General features: G+C 60.5%; 18 protein-coding genes. 10 read left to right on the top strand and 8 right to left on the bottom strand.

Annotated elements, in window-relative coordinates; all coding sequences use genetic code 11:
• Window positions 1–24: 24 nt before the first annotated feature.
• From Q1A07_RS02305 to Q1A07_RS02280, 6 genes are all read right to left on the bottom strand, one after another.
• A complete protein-coding gene (locus tag Q1A07_RS02305) occupies window positions 25–2901 on the bottom strand; it encodes a G8 domain-containing protein (RefSeq protein ID WP_299777456.1) in 2877 nt (958 codons plus the stop codon).
• 835 nt (window positions 2902–3736) lie between these two features.
• On the bottom strand, window positions 3737–4732 hold the full coding sequence (locus tag Q1A07_RS02300; RefSeq protein ID WP_299777454.1) for a LacI family DNA-binding transcriptional regulator: 996 nt from the start codon (window positions 4730–4732) through the stop codon (window positions 3737–3739).
• Between the two features lie 54 nt (window positions 4733–4786).
• Window positions 4787–5731: a ribokinase gene (locus Q1A07_RS02295; protein ID WP_299777452.1), complete on the bottom strand. Its 945-nt coding sequence runs from the start codon at window positions 5729–5731 to the stop codon at window positions 4787–4789.
• Entirely contained in the window at window positions 5728–6726 is a 999-nt protein-coding gene (locus Q1A07_RS02290; RefSeq protein ID WP_299777450.1) for an ABC transporter permease, read from the bottom strand. Before Q1A07_RS02290 ends, Q1A07_RS02295 begins: the two co-directional genes overlap by 4 nt.
• The gene (locus tag Q1A07_RS02285; protein ID WP_299777448.1) at window positions 6723–8255 is read right to left on the bottom strand and encodes a sugar ABC transporter ATP-binding protein; all 1533 of its coding nucleotides are present in this window, start codon (window positions 8253–8255) and stop codon (window positions 6723–6725) included. Before Q1A07_RS02285 ends, Q1A07_RS02290 begins: the two co-directional genes overlap by 4 nt.
• A 57-nt stretch (window positions 8256–8312) precedes the next feature.
• Window positions 8313–9233, bottom strand: coding sequence for a sugar ABC transporter substrate-binding protein (locus Q1A07_RS02280; protein WP_299777446.1), 921 nt, complete (start codon window positions 9231–9233; stop codon window positions 8313–8315).
• Window positions 9234–9826: 593 nt separating this feature from the next.
• On the opposite strand from Q1A07_RS02280, the gene Q1A07_RS02275 reads away from it, so the two are divergent.
• The 7 genes from Q1A07_RS02275 to Q1A07_RS02245 all read left to right on the top strand — a co-directional run bounded on the left by Q1A07_RS02275 (window position 9827) and on the right by Q1A07_RS02245 (window position 16901).
• Window positions 9827–10834 carry an extracellular solute-binding protein gene (locus Q1A07_RS02275; RefSeq protein WP_299779117.1) on the top strand — a complete coding sequence of 336 codons (1008 nt, stop codon included), beginning with the start codon at window positions 9827–9829 and terminating at the stop codon, window positions 10832–10834.
• Window positions 10835–11115: 281 nt separating this feature from the next.
• Window positions 11116–11292 (top strand): hemin uptake protein HemP, encoded by a 177-nt coding sequence (locus Q1A07_RS02270; RefSeq protein WP_299779115.1) that lies wholly within the window; start codon window positions 11116–11118, stop codon window positions 11290–11292.
• 166 nt (window positions 11293–11458) lie between these two features.
• A complete protein-coding gene (locus tag Q1A07_RS02265) occupies window positions 11459–13072 on the top strand; it encodes an alkaline phosphatase family protein (protein WP_299777444.1) in 1614 nt (537 codons plus the stop codon).
• A 191-nt stretch (window positions 13073–13263) separates the two neighbouring features.
• Window positions 13264–13923 carry a peroxiredoxin gene (locus Q1A07_RS02260; protein ID WP_299777442.1) on the top strand — a complete coding sequence of 220 codons (660 nt, stop codon included), beginning with the start codon at window positions 13264–13266 and terminating at the stop codon, window positions 13921–13923.
• A gap of 23 nt (window positions 13924–13946) precedes the next feature.
• The gene (locus Q1A07_RS02255; RefSeq protein WP_299777440.1) at window positions 13947–14834 is read left to right on the top strand and encodes a sulfurtransferase; all 888 of its coding nucleotides are present in this window, start codon (window positions 13947–13949) and stop codon (window positions 14832–14834) included.
• A 247-nt stretch (window positions 14835–15081) separates the two neighbouring features.
• Entirely contained in the window at window positions 15082–16068 is a 987-nt protein-coding gene (locus tag Q1A07_RS02250) for a TIM barrel protein (protein WP_299777438.1), read from the top strand.
• On the top strand, window positions 16065–16901 hold the full coding sequence (locus tag Q1A07_RS02245) for a PfkB family carbohydrate kinase (protein WP_299777436.1): 837 nt from the start codon (window positions 16065–16067) through the stop codon (window positions 16899–16901). Before Q1A07_RS02250 ends, Q1A07_RS02245 begins: the two co-directional genes overlap by 4 nt.
• Here Q1A07_RS02245 and Q1A07_RS02240 read toward each other — a convergent pair.
• Together Q1A07_RS02240 and Q1A07_RS02235 are read right to left on the bottom strand one after the other, a co-directional pair.
• Window positions 16889–17731: an amidohydrolase family protein gene (locus Q1A07_RS02240; protein WP_299777434.1), complete on the bottom strand. Its 843-nt coding sequence runs from the start codon at window positions 17729–17731 to the stop codon at window positions 16889–16891. The genes Q1A07_RS02245 and Q1A07_RS02240 overlap by 13 nt on opposite strands.
• Window positions 17728–18756: an aldo/keto reductase gene (locus Q1A07_RS02235; protein ID WP_299777432.1), complete on the bottom strand. Its 1029-nt coding sequence runs from the start codon at window positions 18754–18756 to the stop codon at window positions 17728–17730. The genes Q1A07_RS02240 and Q1A07_RS02235 overlap by 4 nt, the downstream gene beginning before the upstream one ends.
• Window positions 18757–18853: 97 nt before the next feature.
• Between Q1A07_RS02235 and Q1A07_RS02230 the strand changes: the two genes are divergently transcribed.
• The 3 genes from Q1A07_RS02230 to Q1A07_RS02220 are packed head-to-tail and all read left to right on the top strand — an operon-like array spanning window position 18854 to window position 22232.
• A complete protein-coding gene (locus Q1A07_RS02230; protein ID WP_299777430.1) occupies window positions 18854–19654 on the top strand; it encodes a BtpA/SgcQ family protein in 801 nt (266 codons plus the stop codon).
• Complete coding sequence (locus Q1A07_RS02225) at window positions 19651–20745, top strand: M20/M25/M40 family metallo-hydrolase (RefSeq protein ID WP_299777428.1); 1095 nt, start codon at window positions 19651–19653, stop codon at window positions 20743–20745. Before Q1A07_RS02230 ends, Q1A07_RS02225 begins: the two co-directional genes overlap by 4 nt.
• Window positions 20745–22232, top strand: a complete 1488-nt coding sequence (locus tag Q1A07_RS02220; RefSeq protein WP_299777426.1) for an FGGY-family carbohydrate kinase — start codon at window positions 20745–20747, stop codon at window positions 22230–22232. Before Q1A07_RS02225 ends, Q1A07_RS02220 begins: the two co-directional genes overlap by 1 nt.
• Window positions 22233–22234 lie beyond the last annotated feature (2 nt).

Below are 22234 nucleotides of genomic sequence, written 5' to 3'. Positions count from 1 at the left end.
AAGTGCCGACCCGTCACGAAATCCTCAGGCCGTGGCCTCTTCCGGCAACTCCTCCTCTTCCGGATCAGGTGGGTCTTCGGCGAGGACCACCTGACCGTCCGTCAACTGCGCAAAGAGGTCGGCCGCTTCCTGCGTCGGATCGCTTTCGCTGCCATCCAGATCAGCTAACCCGTTGAAGATTGCATCTCCATAGGAGGTGAACTGGTTGCCCAGCGGGACATTCGGATCGATCATCACCGGATGGCTCTCGGTGTAGATGTCACCGGTAATCCGGTCAGAGAAGTAGAGATCGACCATGAAGTAGTTTTCTCCGCCAGACGTCGAATAGTAGCCATCCGTCTCCAGAACCCGAAGCACGTCCTCCATATCCATGTTGTAGCTGTCGGTTCCTGCCGGAAAGCTGGTTTGCCCCAGGCTGTCGGTCTTGGTACCGCTGATTTCCACAATCCGGGCACCCGGATCAGGCCAGCCCTCGCGGTAGGTCATCGGATCCAGCACCAGATCGGGCTGCACGTTCTCCGGCAGATCGGCAGAGTTCACGATCTCATCAATCGCTGGATTGAAGTTCTCGTACTCCTGATTGACGTTCTCGAAGGTCGGATCAATGATCGTATGCTGGAACTGATCCGGCGTGCCGGGGTTGTTCGGTGTGAACCATTTGAACAAATCCATGCCCGTATCGAACCCTGAGATCTGCGTCCCGATAAGGGTCATGTCGGTTGTGTTCGGGCCGAAATCGACGCCGACCTGTGCCGAGCTGTAGCTGACCCCCGGACCTTCCCCGATCAGATCGAAATCCTCGATGATGTAGTGCGAGGTATATTCGAAATGCGCGCCCGACCGCACGTTCCACGCGGTAAAATCGCTGAACTTACTGTGCAGATCGTGGCCCTGGTTGGGGTTGGATTTCACCACATGCAGGCCTTCCTTGGCGGCAAAGGTCTCGTTGCCGTCGAAACCCAGCACAGGGAAGTGATCAAGGAATACCGTCTCGTCGCCAAAGAAGGCATCCGGCGCTGCAAAGACATCCGAGTCAGCGGTATAGAGACCCTCTTCGAACCCGCGGTGCATGTAGACAAACCCGTGATTTACGCTGGCGGCAATGTTGTCGGTGGATTCCACCATACGCCCCTGGAACCAGAAGCCATCGCCGGTCTGACCCAGATCGAAATTGGCAATATCATTGCCGTCCTTCGGGGCGGCCCAGCTGTTGCCTTCGGCGTAAATGGCTATGTTGTTGCTCCAAACACCGGTTTCATTCCCGGATTCGGCCACATAGCCGGCACCAAAGGTATCGAAAGTCGCGTTTCCATCGACAATCGCATTGGAATCGTGGTGCACGATACCCCAACCGGGAGAGCCGAAGACAGCATTGCCCATCAGTATTGCCGGATCCTCCAGATCCCCAACGCCCGCCTTGTGAATATGCGCGGGATAGCGGCCTTTTACGTTATCATCAAAGCTGATGTCATTGATATCACTGGCATCCTGCGCGGATTCTGATTTGTCGGTGCGCCCTAAATCATGAAATGCCGCATAACGCACATCCACGTCATCATTGTGCATGAACATCACATGCCCCCGCGCGTAGATTTCCGCATCTGCGCCGTCTTCGGACGAGAAGGTGACATTGCGCGAGTAATTCGCCACGGACGTACTCAGATCATCGCGTGGGGCGTCATGGTCATGCTGCAACGGGTCGTCGAAGTAGACCATGCCGTCCTGAATGTCGGTGATCGTGCGCACCTCGTCTTGCGAGGGGAAAGGGTCAACACCATTGACGCCATTCCAGTCGTGCCCGCGATAATGGGTCCCCGCCACGACGATGGTGTCGCCCACCTCCCAGCCTTCCGGGGCACTGTCGAACTCGACCCATGTGTCGCCTTCCATTGGATCGTCAATTACCTTTTCATGGGCGTCTTTCTCTGCACCATGGATGTTTGTTTCGCCATGGGCGATCAGTCCTCGGGACAGCAGCGTCGGGTCCCAGTCGGTATCGATGGGACCGTTCCCGGCGAACACGATATCAACGCTGACATCCGCCTGCACTGGTGTCTCTTCTGTGCCGATGGTCAATGTGCCGCTGGGAGAGATAACCATCGTGTCAATGACCATCTGGCTGTCGGCGTCATGAGCAAACTCCAGATGTCCGTCAACACGGACGGTGAAGAGACTGGCGTCGCTCACGGCGTCATACGTCATGTGCACCCCATCGGGGATTACCACACGTGCGTCTGCGTCAGGGATTTGTCCCTGATACCAGTTGTCGGCGTCGAACCAGCTGCCGTTGCCGATGGCGATGTGCGTGGCGTCTGCGGGCGAGACGAGGTTCAGCGCCGCCATATGTTCCATACCCTGCGGGGAGCCCGGATCGTGGGGGTGGTGACCATCCTGCCCAGCTCTGACCTCGGCCACGAATGCTTCGATTTCCTCCGGGGTCTGTGGCAGGTCTGAGCCGTGGTCATGCGGTTCATCCCCATGCCCGTCTTCAGGCGGCGTTTCAGGATCGTGCGGACCATCATCATGCCCGTCTTCAGGTGGTGTCTCTGGATCGTTCGGCTCGTCGCCGTGGCCCTCTTCAGGCGGCATTTCCGGGTCCTGGGGATCGTCACCTCCTCCTGTCTCCGGGGGCGTGAAGGGGGGGGCGGGGTCTTCGCCATCTTCATTGGGTGGTGTCACCGGATCCTGATCGTGCTCTTCACAAACGGGGTCCTCTCCGGCTTCGGGCGGCGTTTCCGGAGTGTCTTCGCCACCGGTGTCCGGGGGTGGATCGATGGGTGCAGGATCAACGGGGGGATCCTCTGACGCGTCCTCTTGGGTCGCTTCGAAATATTCGGTCAGCTTTTGAAAGAAATCGGACAGGCCACCGGTGTCGTAAATCCATTTCAGGAATGAAAACATCTCGCGGTTCTCCAGCGTGCAGCATGGTAATGTGGTAGAATCACACTACTGTAGGTTGGTCCCCCGGTGCATACCCTTGCACGTCAAAACGCGATTTCGCAACAACTAGATTCAACTTTTTAGTGCATGGATTTTGCGTGCCGCCGAACCTCAAATCCGAGATTTACATACTGATAACATTGAGTTTTCATAGTTTAGCCGCATTCAGGTTTCGACGAAGTGTAAAGGCTTCGTAAACGCGTTTGGGTTGCGCTGGCGGATTGTTAAGTATTTGCGGATTGCGATGCGAAGGAACCGGTGTGTTGCCGAACGCGGCACCCAGATCGACTAGGGTGACGTTGCTCTGGACAATTGTGGCAACTTTTGGGAAATCCAAACGTCTGGACGCAATGAAGCTCCGGTTTTTGCGCCGCCTTCCAGTGGTGTCTTGGCACTTCGCGCTTGACGTGACACGGTTCCCAACCAGACCCGACGCCCAACCTGCTTTGATGTTTCCGGCGGGTTTTGTACGGCACGGCAGCGCGGTGGCAGCGCAGAATTGGCATCACGCGCACGGTCCGTGATCTGTATGGAGACCGCATATCCGAGGGTAATGCGGTCATCCAAAGGGTTGATGTCGTGGCGAGAGCTTACGTCACCCGCTGATTGCCCACGGGCGTCCGGATGGTGTTGTCCGCCCGATATCTGTGCCACATCTGGCAGTTGCCTACTCACGTAGCTTTCTGCCCGGGTTTGCGGAAACGTTAAGAGCAGCCTTCGTTTTGCTGGAAGAATTTGTGACCGGCTGCACCCGTTGGGGCGGGATTATTGGTCCTCCGGACGTACTGACGGTGTATCAAACTCCCGGTGCAGCGGCGGTAGAGCCTCGAATGACCAACTCGCCCTCGATGAGGGCGTCATTCGTCTGCGCATCTCTGTCCAGCAGAACCTGTCGCACGGCTTCTTTCGCCAGCAGGGCGCTTGGCTGAGAGATCGTCGTGAGCCGCGGCACCACGAGAGAGGCCAGCGTGATGTCATCGAATCCCATCACCGAAAGGGTCTCCGGTACAGCGATTTCCATGTCTCGCGCGGCGCGCAACACGCCGATTGCCATCTGGTCACTGGCGGCGGCAATTGCCGTGGGCCGGATGTCGGGCGGCGACATCAGCAGCTTCCGCGCCATCTGCTCTCCGCTTTCGTAGTCAAAATGACCTTCGAGGACGCGCAGAGACAGGTTAGGGTTCGTCGCCTGATGGCGCGCCACGCACCGCTCAAACCCCAACCGGCGCTGGCGCCCGACTTCGGTGTTTTGCGGCCCGGCGAGATAGGCGATGCCTGTATGCCCCAGGCCAATCAGGTGTTCGGCAGCACACTCTGATCCCTGCACATGGTCTGTGCTGACCAGGGGGCTGGCGTGAAAGCGGCGGTCCAAAGAGACCACCCTGACCTGCGTGTTGCACAGCTGTGAACTGGAATCGTTCGAGGCCACGATGATCAACCCGTGCGGCGATTGCTCCAGCAGCGCCGCGATCTGGCGCTCTTCCGTGGCTGGATCGTCATGCGAGTTGGTCAGCATAACGGTATGCCCCCGCTGTGCCGCTTCGGTTTCGATTCGCAGGGCGAGTTGAGCAAAGAACGGGTTGGTGATGTCTGGCACCACCAGTCCGACGATATTGATCTTGTTGGTGCGCAGGGCGCGGGCGGCCATATTCGGGCGATAGTTCAGATCGGACGCGGCCTGCAGCACCCGCTCGCGCAGGGCCGTCTTGACCGTGGTGTTGTTGGACAGCACCTTTGAGACGGTGCCGACCGACACCCCGGCTTCGCGCGCTACATCCTTGACAGTCGACATATGTCCTCGCTGCTCTGTGTCAGCCTGAGTTTTTCCGGTCCTTGGGCTTTGGTGTCAATGGGTTGTGACCGCTGGCGCGGTCTCTTCCGACCGGAAGGCCAGCAGGTCGGAGAGACTGGGTGCCGCTGCCGCTGCCCCTGGTCGCGTGGTCGCTAGGGCTGCCGCCTCCACCGCCATAGTGATCGCCTGTTCCGGTGTTGCGCCTTCGGCCAGAAACACCGCCAGCGTGCCATTGAAGCAATCGCCAGCACCCACAGTATCCACCGCATCGACCTTTGGTGCAGCTTTGCGACCCTGCGCGTCGCCGATCTGCCAGGCCACGCCCTGTGCGCCCATGGTCACAATCGCGCCGCGCGGTCCCAGCGTGGTCAGTGCCGTGGCCGTCATCTCACCTTCGGGCAAACCGCCCGGCAGGTGGCCGGTGATCAGCGCGGCCTCATGGGCGTTTGGCGTCAGGATATCGAAACGCGCCAGCGTGTCCGCATCCCACATCGGCTGCGGGGCGGGGGCCGGGTCCATGATCACGGTTACCCCGTGTTGGCGCGCAATCTGTGCGGCTTGCAGCGAGGCTGCCAGCGGGATTTCATTTTGTAGCAACAGCACCTTGGATCGCGCGATGAGCGGCGCATGCCGCAGGATGATCTCTGGCGTCAGGGAGGCATTCGCCCCCGGCGCGAGGCGGATGATATTGTCACCGTCCGGGCCTACGTCGATGAAGGCCATGCCGGTTGCGTCCCGAGGTTGGGTTTCGAGGGCAAGATCCAGATTTGCCTCTGTCAGCAAGGCCGTCACCTGTTGCCCGAAGCCATCGGCGCCTACCGCCCCGATCAGGCTGACCTTCGCGCCGAGCCGTGCTGCGGCCACCGCCTGATTGGCGCCTTTGCCGCCCAGACCCACCTGCGTGCGGATAGCCGTGACCGTTTCGCCGACCTGCGGCCAGCGGGGCAGGTGGTTGGTCAGGTCGATATTCACACTGCCGACGACGACGATATCACTCATGATGCGGAATACTTTGCCCGATAGTGGTCCAGAATGACAGCGATCACGATCACAAGTCCGGTGATCATCTGGCGCACGAAGTCGCTCAGGCCAATCAGGATCAACCCGTTGGCCAGCACCCCGATGATGAAGGCCCCCAGCAGCGTGCCAATGACCGACCCACGCCCGCCGCTGAGGCTTGTCCCGCCGATGATCACGGCGGCAATGGCGTTCAATTCGAACCCGATGCCCGCAATGGGTGAGGAAATGTTCAGCCGCGCCATATAGATGATTGCGGCGATCCCCGCCGTCAGCCCGCAGATCGAAAAGGCCGCGACCTTGTACCAGAAAACGGGGTGACCTGCGAGCCGCACCGCTTCTTCATTGTTGCCGATGCCGTAGATGAGCCGTCCAAACACGGTGCGGTTCAGCACGAACCAGGCGATCACCACCAGCGTTAGGGCGACCAGGAACACCACCGGCACGCCGTAGATCAGCTTGGAGCCGAATTCTTCAAAGGCGAAGGGAAAGGAGTAGATCGTCTGCGCCCCGGAGATTTGCAGCGCCGCGCCCCGTGCGATGTTGAGCATGCCCAGCGTGATGATGAAAGACGGCAGGGACCAATAGGCGCTGACCACCCCGTTCAGAATGCCGCAGACCATGCCCGCCAGCACACCTGCGAGCACGGCCAGAATGATGAGTTCGGTCGCCCCAAGCCCGGGCAGGGTGATCGCCTTGCCTGCCACCACGGCAGCAAAGGCCATGACCGAGCCGACGGACAGGTCAATGCCGCCGATCAGGATCACGAAGGTCATACCCACGGCGAGCACCAGGTTGATGGTGATCTGCGTGAGGATGTTGGTGATATTGTTGGCGGACAGGAAATGCTCGCTCGCGACCGAAAAGAAAAGGATCATCAGCAGCAATGCGATGCCGATCCCGGCGTTGTTGATCACAGACCGAATGGACATGCTGGTTTTCTCCGGGGAATGGGGGGTGATGTCGACGGCGCTCATGCGGGGATCCTTTCGTCGGTCTGCGTCTGCCCGTAGGCCAGATGCAGAATGCGCTCTTGTGAGTAATCGGCGCGCGCCAGCGTGCCCTGGATTTCCTGACCGGCCATGACCATGATCCGGTCGCAGAGCGTGATCAGTTCGGGCAGTTCTGAAGAAACCACGATCATTGACATGCCCTGCGCCACAAGATCGCGCAGGATTCCGTAAATCTCGGCTTTGGCACCCACGTCGACGCCACGCGTGGGTTCGTCAAGCAGCAGGATTTTCGGCGTTTTCGCCAGCCATTTCGCCAGCACCACCTTCTGTTGATTGCCACCCGAGAGGCTGGCGGCATGGTCCGACAGCTTGCCGTATTTCAACTTAAGCCGTGCACCGCCCTGGGCGGCCATCTCGCGTTCCTTGCCGAAATTCAGCAGGCCGCGCCGGGATATAGTGCCCAGATCGACCAGCGAGCTGTTGGCGCTGATCGGCATATCAAGGATCAACCCCTCCTCCTTGCGGTCCTCGGTCACAAAGCCGATGCCCGCTGCAATCGCGTCGCGCGGTCCGGTGATCTGCACCGGCTGACCGCCAAGCTCGACCTGACCGTCCAGCTTCGGGTCAGCCCCGAAAATCGCGCGCAGCACCTCGGTGCGTCCCGCGCCGACCAGCCCGGCGATCCCGAGGATTTCACCGCGCCGCAGCTCAAAACTCACCGGCGTGCCAGTGGGGTTCGCGGTGGTGCGCAAGCCATCAACCCTCAGCGCGATCTCTGCGCCCAGATGCGTCTCAGATCCCGCGTGCTGGGCCTCTTCCAGCGTGCGCCCGACCATAAAGCGGACCACATCCGCAGGCGTCACATCGGCAATCTCCCGGGTCGCAATGGTCTCGCCATTGCGGAACACGGTCACCCGGTCGCAGATGCCAAACACCTCGTCGAGATGATGCGACACGAAGACCACCGTCACGCCCTTGGCCTTGATGCCCGCGACAATCTCAAACAGCCGCTCTGTCTCGCGCTCGGTCAGCGTCGCGGTGGGCTCGTCCAGGATCAGAATGCGGCTCTCGCTTTGCAGCGCCCGCGCGATCTCAATAAGCTGCCGATGCGCGATCCCAAGTTGGCGCACGGGCGTGGTCACATCCACATCGCTGAGCCCGATGGCATCCAGTGCGGTGCGGGCGCGGCGGTTCATCTCCCCCCGGTCCAGTAGACCCAGCCGCGTCTTTGGCATCGCCTCAATGGAGATGTTTTCGGCTACGCTCAGATCATTGAGCAGGTTGAATTCCTGATGCACCACCTGGATGCCCGCCAGCTTTGCCGCATGCGGCGAGGCAGGCCTGTAGGGCGCACCGTCCAGCGTGATGTCTCCGGCGTCGAACAGGTGTACGCCCGAGAGAACCTTGATCAGCGTGGATTTCCCGGCGCCGTTTTCACCGACCAGCGCATGCACCTCGCCTGGTTCAAGCTCAAAGCTCACCCCGTCCAGCGCGTGAATGCCGCCAAAGGATTTGCGCAATGCTGACACGGAAAGGAGGGGGGATGCGGTCATGGCTCTGATCCTGTTGGGGGCACCCGGCGTCGCGCGCCGGATGCCGGGAGGGGCGGTTTATTCGCCCGCAACCAGTTCGATTGGCGTCTTGACCCAGCCTTCAAGCTGTGGGCCGCCGGCCAGCACGTCGAGGGCGAGGTCGATGGAGTTCGCCGCCATTTCCTGACCAAACTGATCCACGGAGGCCAGCAGGCGCCCGTCTTCTATCATCGGCAGCACGGCGGGAATGGCATCAAAACCGACCACCTTGATGTCGCTGCGGCCTGCGGATTCCAGCGCTTTGACGACACCGATGGCCATGGAATCATTGGCCGCCATCACCCCCTGAATGTCCGGGTTCGCGGTCAACATGGTGGCAAAGACCTGGTTGGCTTCCTCGGTCTCCCAATGGGCGGTGCGGCTGTCGAGCAGGTTCAGCTTGTGCTCCGCCACGGCATCTTCAAAGCCCAGACGGCGCTGCGTTGCGTTGTCCGCGCCGGGGTTGCCTTCGATGATCACGACCTTTGCACCTTCGCCCAATGCGCTGCCCAGAGCATCACCGGCCATTTTGGCACCGCCGCGGTTGTCGGGTCCGACAAAAGCCAGATCGACGCCCTGCTGTTTCTTCGCGCCTTCGTCCAAGGCCACGTCAAAGTTGATCACGACGATGCCCGCCTCCATCGCGCGTTTCAGCGGACGGACCATTGCCTTGGAATCAGCAGGGGCCACAACGATGGCGTCCACGCCTTGCGTGATGAAGTTTTCCACCGCGTTGATCTGGCTTTCAAAGTCGGTTTCATTTTGCATGCCCACCGCGCGTAACTCATAGTCGCCGCGTTTCTCCGCGTGGGCTTCAGCGCCCGCCAGCATGTTCTGAAAAAATTCGTTCGCCAGCGACTTCATGATCAGCCCGACAACGGGCTTGTCGTCGGCAGCTGCGATGGATGTAGACAATAAGATACTGGTCGCTGCCGCGGCAGCGAATTTCATGAGCTTCATATGAGCCTCCCTGAGTAATTCTCGGCCGCACAGCCGCCCCCACGGCGAATGTTCAACCTGAGTCAAGCAAGTCAGTGAAAGTGATTCTTGTCAATATGAAACGTTTCATTTTTAGTGGAGTAGTAGGTGAGGTAACGGGGATTCCCATTGCTTCGGTTGGTAATGGCAATCGAAACAACGGGTTACGGCGCGCCTCTGTCCAGCTTCCGGAACGCGAATTTCTCGGCGCTGAATTCGCACAGCTCTCCGATTGAGTGGTCAGTCCTGAAGAAGTCTTAACATGCACGAACAGCTTCAGGTTGTGTGGTTGTCGCGGGCAGTTGGTTTTGCCGATGACACGATACCGGGTTTTCGCGCGCTTCAAGTGTAAAATGTGACGCCGGGAAAACCGGGCCGCCTCGAAGAGGTCGAGCGCGTTGACCAAGCGCCGAAACCGCTTCGCTGACTAAAGTTTATAAAAACACTCGGAAAATCACATAATTTACCCAACAATTTCTATCAACAATATTGCTTTCCCCGTCGGAATCAGTAATTGAGTAAATCAATAAGGATTAACCTTTTGGGAGATACCAATGTCGACACCATCGAAATTCATGCTTGCTGCACTGGCCGCGACGACCGCGATCAGCACCGGCTCTCTGGCGCAGGCGGAAGGGGAGCTGAACCTCTATTCATCCCGCCACTATGACACCGACGAACGGCTCTACTCCGATTTCACCGAACAGACCGGCATCACCATCAACCGGATCGAAGGTAAGGCCGACGAGCTGATTGCGCGGATGGAAGCGGAAGGCGCGAACTCTCCCGCCGACATTCTGCTGACCGTTGACACCTCCCGTCTCGAGCGCGCCAAGAACGCGGGCGTTCTGCAGTCCATCGAGAGCGCGGTGCTGGAAGAGCGCATTCCCGCAAACCTGCAGGACAGCGACAACCAGTGGTTCGGCTTCTCTCAGCGGGCGCGTATCATCTTTTACGACACGGCAGATGTGTCCGAGCCGCCGATGGATTACGTCTCGCTGGCCGATCCCAAGTACAAGGGCATGGTCTGCCACCGGTCGTCTTCCAACGTCTATAGCCAAACGCTTCTGGCGGCGGTGATCGAAAACCACGGTGAAGAGGCCGCCAAGGCCTGGGCGCAGGGTGTGGTCGATAACTTTGCACGCGATCCCGAAGGCGGCGATACTGACCAGCTGCGCGGTCTGGTGTCCGGTCAATGTGACATATCGATATCCAACACCTACTACTTTGCCCGCGCACTGCGCAAAGATGTCTCTGGCGTCACCTCGGATATCGAGAAAATCGGCTGGGTGTTTCCTGCACAGGAAGCGGAAGGCGCGCATATGAACCTATCTGGTGGCGGTGTGGCCGCCCATGCGCCGAACAAGGACAACGCCGTCAAGTTCATGGAATACCTCGCTTCCGATCAGGCGCAGCAGTATTTCTCTGCCGGGAACGACGAATTCCCGGCCGTTGAGGGCGTTCCGGTGAGCGAAAGTGTGTCGAAACTGGGTGCTTACAAGGCCGATGCGGTTGATCTGTCCGCCGTGGCCAAGAATGTGCCTGCCGCGCAGAAGATTTTTAACGAAGTCGGCTGGAAGTAACGCCTTTCAGACACCAATAGGGAAGGGGTGTGGCAGGGCCGCGCCCTTTTCCATTTCCGCACTGTGATGTTGCGTGGAAACATCGGAGAAAAATAGCCAAGTTTTTTTGTCGGAATTGACTCCTGCCGTCAATTCCCGCAGAATTTCAACACGTCCCAGCCACCCGAACCGGGCAGCCCGGAGCCATGCAGTTTACTGGAGGTCTCAATGGAGCCATGCCCTTTCCCCGCTTTCCCGCGCCTGACACGCGCGCCGTTTTTGGTCCGCCCGGAGGTGACATCATGAATGCCATGGTGCCCCCGGTGCAATCTGCCACCACAGACAGTGTCGCGGCTGACATGGCGACCTACGATGTCCGTGCCTTGATTGAGACAGGCGTGCAGGCGCGGCTGGTGCTGGATGGACAGCCCTATTTTCTGCGCATCACCCGGGCGGGCAAGCTGATCCTGACCAAATAGCTGCGGCCCGCGATCCTCTCTCCTTGCCCGCTGGCTCAGGCAATCGAATTGCGTATCCTTTGCCGGTGCCCTTGGCATTCCGACCCAAAACGCTCAGGCTGTCCGCGACATGCCTGATATGCGCGTGGGTGCGGAAGCCCGGCGGCGGGATAGCGGAAGGTGAGACGTGGCGCAAAAGAACATCCTCTTCATCATGTGCGATCAGCTGCGCTTTGATTACCTGGGCTGCGCGGGTCATCCGCATCTGAAGACGCCGCATATCGATGCGCTGGCGGCGCGCGGTGTCCGGTTTGACAACGCCTATGTGCAGTCGCCGATTTGCGGACCCAGCCGCATGAGCACCTATACCGGGCGCTATGTGCGCAGTCACGGCGCGACATGGAACCAGACGCCGCTGCGCGTGGGCGAAATGACCCTGGGCGATCATCTGGAGCCGCTGGGGCTGCGCACGGCGCTCTGCGGCAAGACCCATATGGCGGCGGATACCGAAGGGATGAAGCGGCTTGGCATTGATCCGACCTCTGGCATCGGTGCGCGTATTGCCGAATGCGGTTTCGAGGTCTGGGATCGGTTGGATGGTGTCCATCCGACGGGGGGTAAAGCGCCGTCGCACTACAACGATCACCTTGCGGGATTGGGATACGGCGGGCCGAACCCCTGGGAGCAATGGGCGAATTCAGCCGCCGGAGAGGATGACGAGATCCTGTCCGGCTGGTTCATGTCCCATGCCGACAAACCGGCACGCGTGCCTGAAGCAGAGAGCGAGACGCCTTACACCACCACCCGCGCCATGGCCTTCATCGAAGAGGCGGGGGACCAGCCGTGGTGCCTGCATCTGAGCTACATCAAGCCGCATTGGCCCTACATCGTGCCCGCGCCCTATCACGACATGTACTCCGCCGATCAGGTGCTGCCCGCCCTCCGCTCCGATGTCGAACGGCAAAATCCGCATCCGCTCCTGGCGACCTATTTCGAACACCGGTTTTCCAAGGTGTTCACCCGCGACGAGGTCCGCACCCGCGTGATCCCCGCCTACATGGGGCTGATTGCACAGCTGGACGACCAGATCGGGCGGCTCATGGCGTGGCTGGACGAAACCGGCCGGGCCGAGGAGACGCTGATCGTCTTCACGTCCGATCATGGCGACTATCTGGGCGACCACTGGCTGGGGGAAAAGGAGCTGTTTCACGAACAATCCGTCAAGGTGCCCCTGATCGTGGTCGACCCCTCGCCAGCGGCGGACCGGACCCGGGGTCAGGTTCTGCACCAGATGATCGAGGCCATTGATCTTGCCCCGAGCTTTGTCGACTGGGCCGGGGGGGCCGCACGGCCGCAGATTCTGGAGGGGCGGTCGCTGTTACCTTTGCTGCGCGGCCAAGATCTCCCGTGGCGCGGCGCCGTGATCAGCGAATATGATTATTCGGGACGCATGGCGCAAAAAGCGTTGAACCAGCCGATTGCGGATTGCCGTCTCGTGATGGTCTTTGACGGGCGCTGGAAGTACATCCATTGCGAAGGCTTCCGCCCAATGCTCTACGACCTGCAAACCGATCCGCAGGAGTTTCACGATCTGGGTGCCGATCCTGCCTATGAGGCGGAGCGGGCACGCCTTGCCGAGATCATGAACCGCTGGGCGCGGCGTCACCACAACCGCACGACCATTACCGATGCCGAGATCGAAGCGGGGCAGGGCCGTGAGGTGGATCAGGGCGTGCTGATCGGCTTCTGGGACGAAAACGACCTCAAAGATGCGATCCAGGACGGGCACAGCGGCAACTGATACCCGCTTCAAGGCCTCGTGATGTATGGCTTGAAGGCTGATCCGGCCGTGCCCATTGATGATGAGCGTTCATGCGCAGCGTTCTTTCAACAAAGGTTCAGGATTTCTTCAGGTCGAGTCACCCACGAGTCTCTAGGTCAGGACTGGCGGGATGGATTGCGTATCCCGGGCTTGATCAAAAGGAGATTGTTATGGGGCTTTCGTTGAATGCCATAGCGCCGGATTTCTGCGCTGACACCACCGAAGGGCAGATCCGACTACATGAATGGATCGGTGATGATTGGTGCCTTCTGTTTTCACACCCCAAGGATTTTACGCCGGTCTGCACCACCGAACTGGGCGCCATGGCGCATATGAAAGCGGAGTTCGATCGGCGCGGTGTTAAACTCATCGGCTTATCGGTTGACCCGGTTTCGTCGCACCGGCGCTGGTCGCAGGACATTGCGGAAACACAAGGCATGGCGCCCAACTTCCCGATGATCGGTGATCCGAACCTTGAAATTGCCAAGCTGTACCAGATGCTTCCCGAAGAGGCAGAAGGCGCGGCCGGAGATCGCACGGCAATGGACAATGCCACGGCGCGCAGTGTGTTTGTGATTGGTCCGGACAAGCGGATCAAGCTGATCATCCTCTACCCGATGACCACTGGCCGTGATTTCAACGAGGTGCTTCGCGCGATCGACAGTCTGCAACTGACTGCCCGCCACAAGGTGGCGACGCCGGCGAACTGGCGACAGGGTGAAGACGTCATCATCGTGCCCGCGGTCTCGGATGAAGAGGCCCGTGAAAAATTTCCCGCCGGATGGGACGCGCCGCGCCCCTATTTGCGCCTTGTGGCGCAGCCAGGCTGAACTCCAACCTCAGGAATTGAAAAATGACCATGAAACTCACACGCCGTAGACTTGGCGGACTGATGCTGGCGGCAACGGCCTTGCCGCGTCTGGCCGTCGCCAATGTCACAGACTATGCCCACCCCGACCTGCTTATCCGTGCCGCAGATCTTGATGCCAAGGTCTGGATGGAAGGTGACGAACCTGCCGTGCTGGTCGATGTGCGGAACGCCAAGAAATACGCCGCCGGGCACATTCCGGGCGCCATCCTTCTGGATGCCAATGCGGTTGTGGCCCAAGGAGGACCGGTCAAAGGTGCCCTGCGACCGCAAGCGGAAATCGAAGCTCTTTTGGGAGAGAATGGCCTTCTGCCCAGCCGTCACATCATCCTCTACGATGATCGTGGTGGGTTCCACGCGGCACGCATGTTCTGGCTGCTCGAATACCTCGGTCATCAGAAGGTGACCCTGCTGAATGGTGGGCTCAAGGCATGGATTGCGAATGGCGGCAAGCTGGCGAGCCGGAAATCAGATCCCAAACCCGGACGTTTTGTCTCTGCTCTGATGCCACGCCGGTTCGCCAGTGCCGATTACATCATGGCGCATCGCCGCGACCGCGACACCATTGTGATCGATGTGCGCCCGCCAAAGACCTTCGCCAAGGGGCACATCCCATGGGCCAAGAATGTCCCGTGGAGTGCAAATCTGGATGCGGAAGGCTTGTTTTTGAGCGCACATGCGTTGCAGGCGCATTTCGCAGGGCACGGTGTAACCCCTGACAAGAACATCGTGATCCATTGCGAAGTCGGTCTTGCGTCCTCGCATAGCTACGTCGCCTTGCGTCTGCTGGGCTATCCTCGCGTCCGCGTCTACCACCGATCGTGGGCGGAATGGGGTCAGGATCCGTCTCTGCCAAGAGCGGGTGGGGTCTGAGCCTGAGAACTCGAGACGCACTGTTATCGGACAGACAGTGCGTTTCGTTTGCCTGAGGGTGTTTCCCCTCTCCACCCTCAGGATGCTTTTTACCCGGCACGTGCTGGTTCGCAAAATGCGCGCCGGGGCAATTCAGCCTGAATTGCCCCGGCTGACCCACATCGGCACTTTCGGGAAGACACACACGTCGCACATGCGGGTAAATGCAAATTGCTACCCGGCCCAGGTTGCGGTTAGGCTCGCGACTATGAAGAGTACGCCAAGCCCCCGTTACGCCGCCCGTCTGAACGCATTCAAGATTGGAGCGGATAGCTATTGGCCCGGCAAGAACTCCATAACCACCGCCGACCTTCTGGCGCGTGCCGCCTCTGCCGGGCTTACCGCTGCTGATCTCAACTACCCGGATCATTTCGTGGCTGACCGGCCCGCCGATCTTTCCCGCGCATTGGATGACAATGGTATGGCGCTGAATGGCATGGCCATGCGCTATTACACCGATCCGGGTTACAAACTCGGTGCGTTTACGCACCCGGACAAGGATGTGCGTCGCGCGGCCATTGACGAAACCAAGCGTGGTCTCGACGTGTTGGCAGAGATGGGCGGCAGGCTGATGACGCTCTGGATGGGGCAGGACGGTTTCGACTATTCGTTCCAGATGGACTACGCGCGCGGCTGGGATCACACCCTCGCCGCCATGGCTGAGGTGGCCGATCATAACCCCGACATCGACATCGCACTGGAATACAAACCAAATGAACCCCGCGCCTTTGCGCTGATGCCGGATGCCGCCACCACGCTGCTGGCGATCAAGGAACTGGGCCGCGCCAATACCGGCGTGACGCTCGACTTTGCCCATGTGCTTTACGCTGATGAGATGCCTGCCTTTGCCGCCGCCTTGGTGGCGCGCCATTCACGGATCCTGGGTGTGCACCTCAACGACGGGTATGGCAAATGGGACAACGGGCTGATGGTTGGAGCGGTACATCCTATTCAAACGATCGAACTATTGGTCGAACTGGAGCGGGCAGGATACGATGGGGCGATCTACTTTGACACCTTCCCGGATCATTCCGGTCTCGATCCGGTGGCCGAGGCGCAAACCAATATCGAGGTGGTCGAACGCTTGCGCGCCATCGCTGCCGGTCTGGTACAGAATGATGAATTGCAGGCGGCCATTGCGGCCCAGGATGCGCCCTTGGCCATGCGCCTGGTGAACAGGGTGATGCTGGCGTGAGCTTGCTTGTTGTTGGTGCCTTGCACCTCGATGTGGTCCTGCGCGCTCCGCATCTTCCGGCCCTTGATGAAACGGTTGCGGGGTCCTCTGTCGATTACGTCTTTGGCGGCAAGGGTGGCAATCAGGCGGTAGCTGCCGCACGCATGGGGGCCGAGGTCGCCTTCGCCGGGCGGGTGGGGACCGATGGTTTTGGTGTGATGATCTGCGATACCCTGACGGCCAGCGGCGTCCAGCTTACCCAATTGCAAACCGATCCCGGCCCCAGCGGGATGAGTGCGGCCATTGTCGATGCGCAGGGTGAGTATGGCGCCGTGATCGTGTCGGCGGCCAATTTGAATATTGAGGCCGACAGGGTTTCAATCCCACCCGGCACAAAGCTGGTTCTGCTTCAGAATGAAGTGCCTGAGACAGTGAACCTCTCGGTTGCGCGGCGGGCAAAGGCCGCGGGTGCCGTTGTCTGGCTGAACGCAGCCCCGGCGCGCACTCTGCCCGGCGCCCTGTCGGACGAGTTGGACTTGATGATCGTGAACCGGGTCGAAGCGGCGCACTATGCTGGAGTCGATGTGCCAAAACTGGAAACGCTGGGGGCAGACGGGGTGCGTTACGGCGGAGCGCACATGACCGGGTTTCCGGTTAATGTAGCTTCTACGCATGGGGCGGGCGATATGTTTGTCGGTGCGCTGGCTGCGCAGGTGTTGGATGGGCACCGTATTGAAGGCGCCATCCCCTTTGCGCAGGCTGCAGCGGCCTTGCATGTGGCGTCGCCGGTGCCGGAGCGCGCAAACCTCACGCGCAACAGGGTCGAGACGTTTCTGCGGGATCAGAGTAGGTAGTAAAACCGTCTGGCGCTGCCGCCAAAGACCTCCGCGCGCTCGGTTTCAGAAAGATGTGCCGTCAGCGCTTGGGCGATGTCGTGCCAATGGTCGTATTCCGCCTGCAACCGGCAGACCGGCCAATCCGACCCCCACATCACGCGCGACGGGCCAAACACCTCGAGCACATGATGCGCAAAGGGACGCAGATCGCTCAACTGCCACCCATCCCGCGCCTCGGTGACCATGCCAGAAAACTTGCAAAAGGCCTGTGTGTCTTCAGCGAGACGTCGCATGCCCTCAGCCCATTCTGAGAACGCATCTTGTCCCGTCATGGCATCGCGGATCTTGGGCTTCATTACGTGATCGATCACCACCCGCATCATCGGGTAGCGCGTCAGCAGGCTGTGGAAATTGGGCAGATGCTGTGGAAAGCCAAGGGCGTCGAAGGTCAGGTTCAGATCGATGAGCGCGCGGTACGCCCATTGCACATCGTCGCGCAGCATCCAATCCACGTCCGGAATGTCCTGGATCATCGGACGCACGCCGAGGAATTTGGGGTGTTTGGCCAGCCGTTTTAACGTCGCAAGGTGGCTGGTGTCTTCAAAATCGATCCACCCCACGACCCCTTTGACACTGGGCGTCGCATCGGCGATCCCCAGCATGTATTCGGTCTCTCGCACTGTTGCGGCGGCCTGCACCAGCACGGTGCCGTCAATCTGCTGGCGCGCCAGTGACGGGGCCAGATCGGCGGGCACATAGCTGCGGTTCAGGGTCGAATTGTCCTGTGGCATCCAATCATAATCGCCGCGCGCGGGCTGCCAGTAGTGCTGATGCGCATCGATCTTCACGTCGGCGCGTCTTCCCGCATCAGGCCCTTCGCCTTCAGGTCATCCCAAAGCGCGCTTGGAACCTCGGCCTGTGCCGCCTGCAGGTTCGCCTGCATCTCGGACACGCCCTGGCCGCCGGGGATGACCGCCACATGCGCAGGGTGCAGCAATGGGAACTGGAAGGCCGCATCCACCATGCGCACGCCATGCTCTTTGCAGACCGCTTCGATGGCGTTCACCCGGTCGATGATTAGCTGGGGCGCGGGATCGTAGTTGTAGTAGGCGCCCGGTTTTGCCCCGGTGGCCAGAATGCCGGAATTGTAGGGGCCGCCGGTCACGATCCCGATGCCACGGCTTTCACAGAGCGGCAGGAACGAATTCAGCGCCTCCTGCTCCAGAAGCGTATAGCGCCCGGCCAGCAGGAAAAGGTCGAAATCGCCCCGCTCGGCGAGGGTCTGGCAGACCTCCCACTCGTTGATTCCGCCGCCAATCGCCTGGATCATCCCCTGATCGCGCAGGCTGACCATTGCGTCATAGCCGCGCCCGCCAAAGAACTCCTCGATCCGCATGTCCGAGATTTCCTTGGACCCGTGGCTGAAGATGCACAAATCATGCACGTAGAGGATGTCGATCCGGTCCACCCCAAGCCGCGAAAACGAATGTTCGACCGAGCGCATCACCCCGTCATAAGTATAGTCATACTGCTCGCGCCGTTGCGGCACCTCGAACCACTTGCCCACGCCGGAGCGATGTTCGGGCGCGCAGTGCTGCATCAGCCGCCCGACCTTGGAGGACAACACATATTCATCCCGTGGCTTGCCCCGCAGGAAAGGGTTCAACCGCGTCTCTGCCAGACCCATCCCGTAGAGCGGCGCGGTGTCAAAATAGCGCGCGCCACCCTCCCAGGCCGCATCCAGCGTGGCGCGGGCGTCTTCGTCCGAAATCGCGCGGTAAAGATTGCCCAGCGGAGCGGTGCCGAACCCCAGTTCGGTGAAGGTCACACCGCCATTTTCGATCCGATCCCAATGCCTTGTCTTCAGTGCCATGCCGGCCTCCCACTTGTGTTGGCGCTACCATAAACCAGTTTCCCTTTGCGTGAACAGGTCACAAAACCTAAGCTCGAACACAAAAGGGAGAGGGTGCATGACCGAACGGTTCCGGACGGTTTTCCAAACAGAAAAGCCGGTGATTGCCATGGTGCATCTGGGCGCTTTGCCCGGCAGCCCGCTTTACGATCCGGCGGTCGATCTGGTGGCTGCGGCCCGCGCCGATCTACAGGCCTTGCAGGACGCGGGCTTTGATGCGGTGATGTTTGGGAATGAGAACGACAGACCCTATGAATTCGCCGTTGATCCGGCCTCCTCTGCGATGATGGCCTTTGTGATCGGGCAGCTGCGCAATGAGATCACGGTGCCTTTCGGTGTGAACATGCTCTGGGATCCGATGGCGAGCGTCGCGGTGGGGGCGACTACCGGCGCCGGATTTATCCGGGAGATTTTCACCGGCACCTATGCCTCCGACATGGGGGTCTGGTCGCCGGATGCAGGCAAGGCGATGCGGTATCGCGACAGGCTGGGCCGGTCTGACATGGCGATGCTGTTCAACATATCCGCCGAGTTTGCTCATTCGCTGGACACGCGGCCCTTGCCCGACCGGGCGCGGTCAGCGGTGTTTTCGTCGATCCCGGATGCGGTACTGGTGTCCGGCCAGATCACCGGCGAGGCGGCAGCGCTCTCTGATCTGGAGGCCGTGAAGGCGGTGCTGCCCGACACGCCTGTGCTGGCCAACACCGGTGTGAAACACGATACGGTGGCGGATGTTTTGAACGTGGCCGACGGTTGCATTGTCGGCTCTTCGCTGAAACGGGACGGCGACACATGGAACGCGGTTGATCCGGAACGGGCGGCTGATTTCATGAACCGCGTCCGGGCGCCGCGCGGATGACGGGGCGGATCAAAGAAGACCTGATGCAGCTCATGCAGGTGCCGGGGCTTTCGGGGCATGAAGATCGCGTCCGACGGGCAATTGCTGCCCGTCTTGACGCGATGGGGCACACCGCCCAGACCGATGTGCTTGGTAACTTGTGGGTCACCGTCGAGGGCGAGGGTCCGGCAGTGATGCTTTTCACTCATATGGATCAGCTGGGCTTCATCCTGCGCAAGATCGAAGACAACGGGCTTTTGCGGTTGGAACGTCTGGGCGGGGTGCCGGAACGTGCGCTGGCCGCACAGGAGGTGTTGATCTGTCTGGGGGAAGGCCGCGATATCCCCGGCGTGATTGCCAACAAGAGCCATCACGCCACGCGCCCGGATGAGAAATACACCGTGGTGCCCTATGCTGAGCTCTTTGTCGATGCGGGGTTCGCCAGCAGAGAGGCTGCAGAGGCGGCTGGCCTCCGCATCGGGGCCCCGGTGGTCTATGCGCCGCGCGCCCTTGAACTGGTGGGCGGCCGTGTCAGCGGGACCAGCGTCGATGACCGCGCAGGCTGCGCCGTGTTGCTTGACGTTGCAGCCCAACTTGCCAGGCGCGACAGCGGTCCGCCCGTACATCTCTGTTTCACCGTGCAGGAGGAGTTCAACCTGCGGGGCGCGCAACCCTTGGCGCAACGCCTTCAGCCCGACATCGCAATCCAGATCGACCTGATGCTGGCCAGCGACACGCCGGGTATGGCCGCGCGCGGCGAGATGGCGTTGGGGCAGGGGCCGGGCATGAGCCTCTACAGTTTCCACGGGCGCGGCACGCTCAACGGAGTGATCCCGCATCCCGCACTTGTGCGCCTCGCCGAAGACAGCGCCACCGCCACAGATCTGCCATTGCAGCGCTCGGCACAGACGGGCGTGCTGACGGACCTCAGCTACGTGCAGCTGGTGGGCGCAGGCGTCGCTTGCCTCGATTTGGGCTTTCCCATGCGCTATTCACACTCTGCCCGAGAGGTTTGTGATCTGACCGATCTCGGGCAGCTCTCGCGGCTTCTGCAGGAGATGCTCACCCGCATCACACCGGATTTCCCCCTCAACCGCGACGAGGCCTCCTGATGGCATACACACTGGGCATCGATATCGGGACCTATGAGACCAAGGGCGTTTTGGTTGATTTCGAAGGCCGCGTCGTCGCGCAAGCCGCGCGGGGTCACCAGATGCTGGTGCCGCGACCGGGTTGGGCCGAGCACCGCCCCGAAGAGGATTGGTGGGGCGATTTCGTCTACGTCTGCCAAACCCTGCTGCGTGACAGCGGCGTGGATCCGCATGATATCAAGGCTGTCGCCTGCAGCGCCATTGGCCCTTGCATGCTGCCGGTGGATGCGCAGGGTACCCCGCTGATGAACGGCGTGCTCTACGGCGTCGATGGTCGCGCCGAAGCGGAGGTGCGGGAGCTCACCGACCGCATTGGAGAGGACGTATTGATCGACCGTTGTGGCAACGTGCTCACATCGCAATCGGTCGGACCCAAAATCCTCTGGCTCAAACGCCACCGCCCAGAGCTCTACGCCCAAACCGCACATGTGCTGACCTCCACCAGCTTCCTTGTCCAGCGTCTGACCGGTGAGGTCGTGATCGACCACTACACCGCCGCCAACTTCGCGCCGCTATATGATGTCGAGCGTCTCGATTGGATCGATGATCTGGCTGATGATATCCTGCCTTTGCAGAAGTTGCCGCGGTTGATGTGGTCGGGCGAGATCGCCGGGGAAATCACCCAAGCCGCCGCCGCGGCAACCGGGCTTGCACCCGGGACGCCGGTGACCGCCGGGACCATTGATGCCGCCGCCGAAGCCTTCTCGGTCGGAGTGGATCAACCGGGCGACATGATGATGATGTATGGCTCGACCATCTTCATCATACTGCGCGCCGCCGAGCGTGTGGCCGACCCGCGCATCTGGTATGCGCCCTGGCTCTTTGAGGGTGAGCATGCCTCGATGGCCGGTCTGGCCACCTCCGGCACGCTGACCCATTGGTTCCGCGACCAGATCGCCCGCGATCTCGACCCTTCGACCGCGTTTCCGGCGCTTGCCGAAGAGGCCGCCGCCTCCCCACCCGGCGCCAATGGCCTGCTGCAGCTTCCGTATTTCTCGGGTGAGCGCACGCCGATCCATGACGTCCACGCCAAGGGCGTGCTCTTTGGTCTGAACCTGACGCACACCCGCGGTGACATGTATCGCGCTCTGATCGAAGGCATCGCCTATGGGACGCGGCATGTCACCGAGACCTTCGCTGAGATTGGTCAATCGCCCCAGCGGTTACTGGCCGTGGGTGGGGGCACACAAAACCGGCTCTGGTTGCAAGCGACCTCGGACATCACTGGGATCGATCAGGTGGTTTGCGAAAAGGCAACCGGTGCCAGCTATGGGGACGCGTTCCTGGCGGCCCTTGCCATAGGGGCTGTCGACCGGTCTGATATTCTAACCTGGAACCCCGCGACCGAAACCGTCTCCGCTCAATCGCACGATGTCTACCGGAAGAGTTATACGTTGTTTCGCAGGCTCTATGAGCAAACAAAGGATATCGCGGTCGAGATTTCCTAAGG

Source organism: uncultured Roseobacter sp. (genome assembly GCF_947492555.1).
Taxonomy (GTDB): Bacteria; Pseudomonadota; Alphaproteobacteria; order Rhodobacterales; family Rhodobacteraceae; genus Roseobacter.
This window is presented reverse-complemented; position numbering and strand designations above follow the sequence as displayed.

Bases quoted from the DNA above. Each gene is read 5' to 3' on its own strand.
- Q1A07_RS02280 (WP_299777446.1), bottom strand. From the start codon at position 9,233: ATGAAGCTCATGAAATTCGCTGCCGCGGCAGCGACCAGTATCTTATTG.
- Q1A07_RS02220 (WP_299777426.1), top strand. From the start codon at position 20,745: ATGGCATACACACTGGGCATCGATATCGGGACCTATGAGACCAAGGGC.
- Q1A07_RS02255 (WP_299777440.1), top strand. From the start codon at position 13,947: ATGACCATGAAACTCACACGCCGTAGACTTGGCGGACTGATGCTGGCG.
- Q1A07_RS02235 (WP_299777432.1), bottom strand. From the start codon at position 18,756: ATGGCACTGAAGACAAGGCATTGGGATCGGATCGAAAATGGCGGTGTG.
- Q1A07_RS02285 (WP_299777448.1), bottom strand. From the start codon at position 8,255: ATGACCGCATCCCCCCTCCTTTCCGTGTCAGCATTGCGCAAATCCTTT.
- Q1A07_RS02225 (WP_299777428.1), top strand. From the start codon at position 19,651: ATGACGGGGCGGATCAAAGAAGACCTGATGCAGCTCATGCAGGTGCCG.
- Q1A07_RS02230 (WP_299777430.1), top strand. From the start codon at position 18,854: ATGACCGAACGGTTCCGGACGGTTTTCCAAACAGAAAAGCCGGTGATT.
- Q1A07_RS02270 (WP_299779115.1), top strand. From the start codon at position 11,116: ATGAATGCCATGGTGCCCCCGGTGCAATCTGCCACCACAGACAGTGTC.
- Q1A07_RS02275 (WP_299779117.1), top strand. From the start codon at position 9,827: ATGCTTGCTGCACTGGCCGCGACGACCGCGATCAGCACCGGCTCTCTG.
- Q1A07_RS02250 (WP_299777438.1), top strand. From the start codon at position 15,082: ATGAAGAGTACGCCAAGCCCCCGTTACGCCGCCCGTCTGAACGCATTC.
- Q1A07_RS02260 (WP_299777442.1), top strand. From the start codon at position 13,264: ATGGGGCTTTCGTTGAATGCCATAGCGCCGGATTTCTGCGCTGACACC.
- Q1A07_RS02290 (WP_299777450.1), bottom strand. From the start codon at position 6,726: ATGAGCGCCGTCGACATCACCCCCCATTCCCCGGAGAAAACCAGCATG.
- Q1A07_RS02295 (WP_299777452.1), bottom strand. From the start codon at position 5,731: ATGAGTGATATCGTCGTCGTCGGCAGTGTGAATATCGACCTGACCAAC.
- Q1A07_RS02300 (WP_299777454.1), bottom strand. From the start codon at position 4,732: ATGTCGACTGTCAAGGATGTAGCGCGCGAAGCCGGGGTGTCGGTCGGC.
- Q1A07_RS02305 (WP_299777456.1), bottom strand. From the start codon at position 2,901: ATGTTTTCATTCCTGAAATGGATTTACGACACCGGTGGCCTGTCCGAT.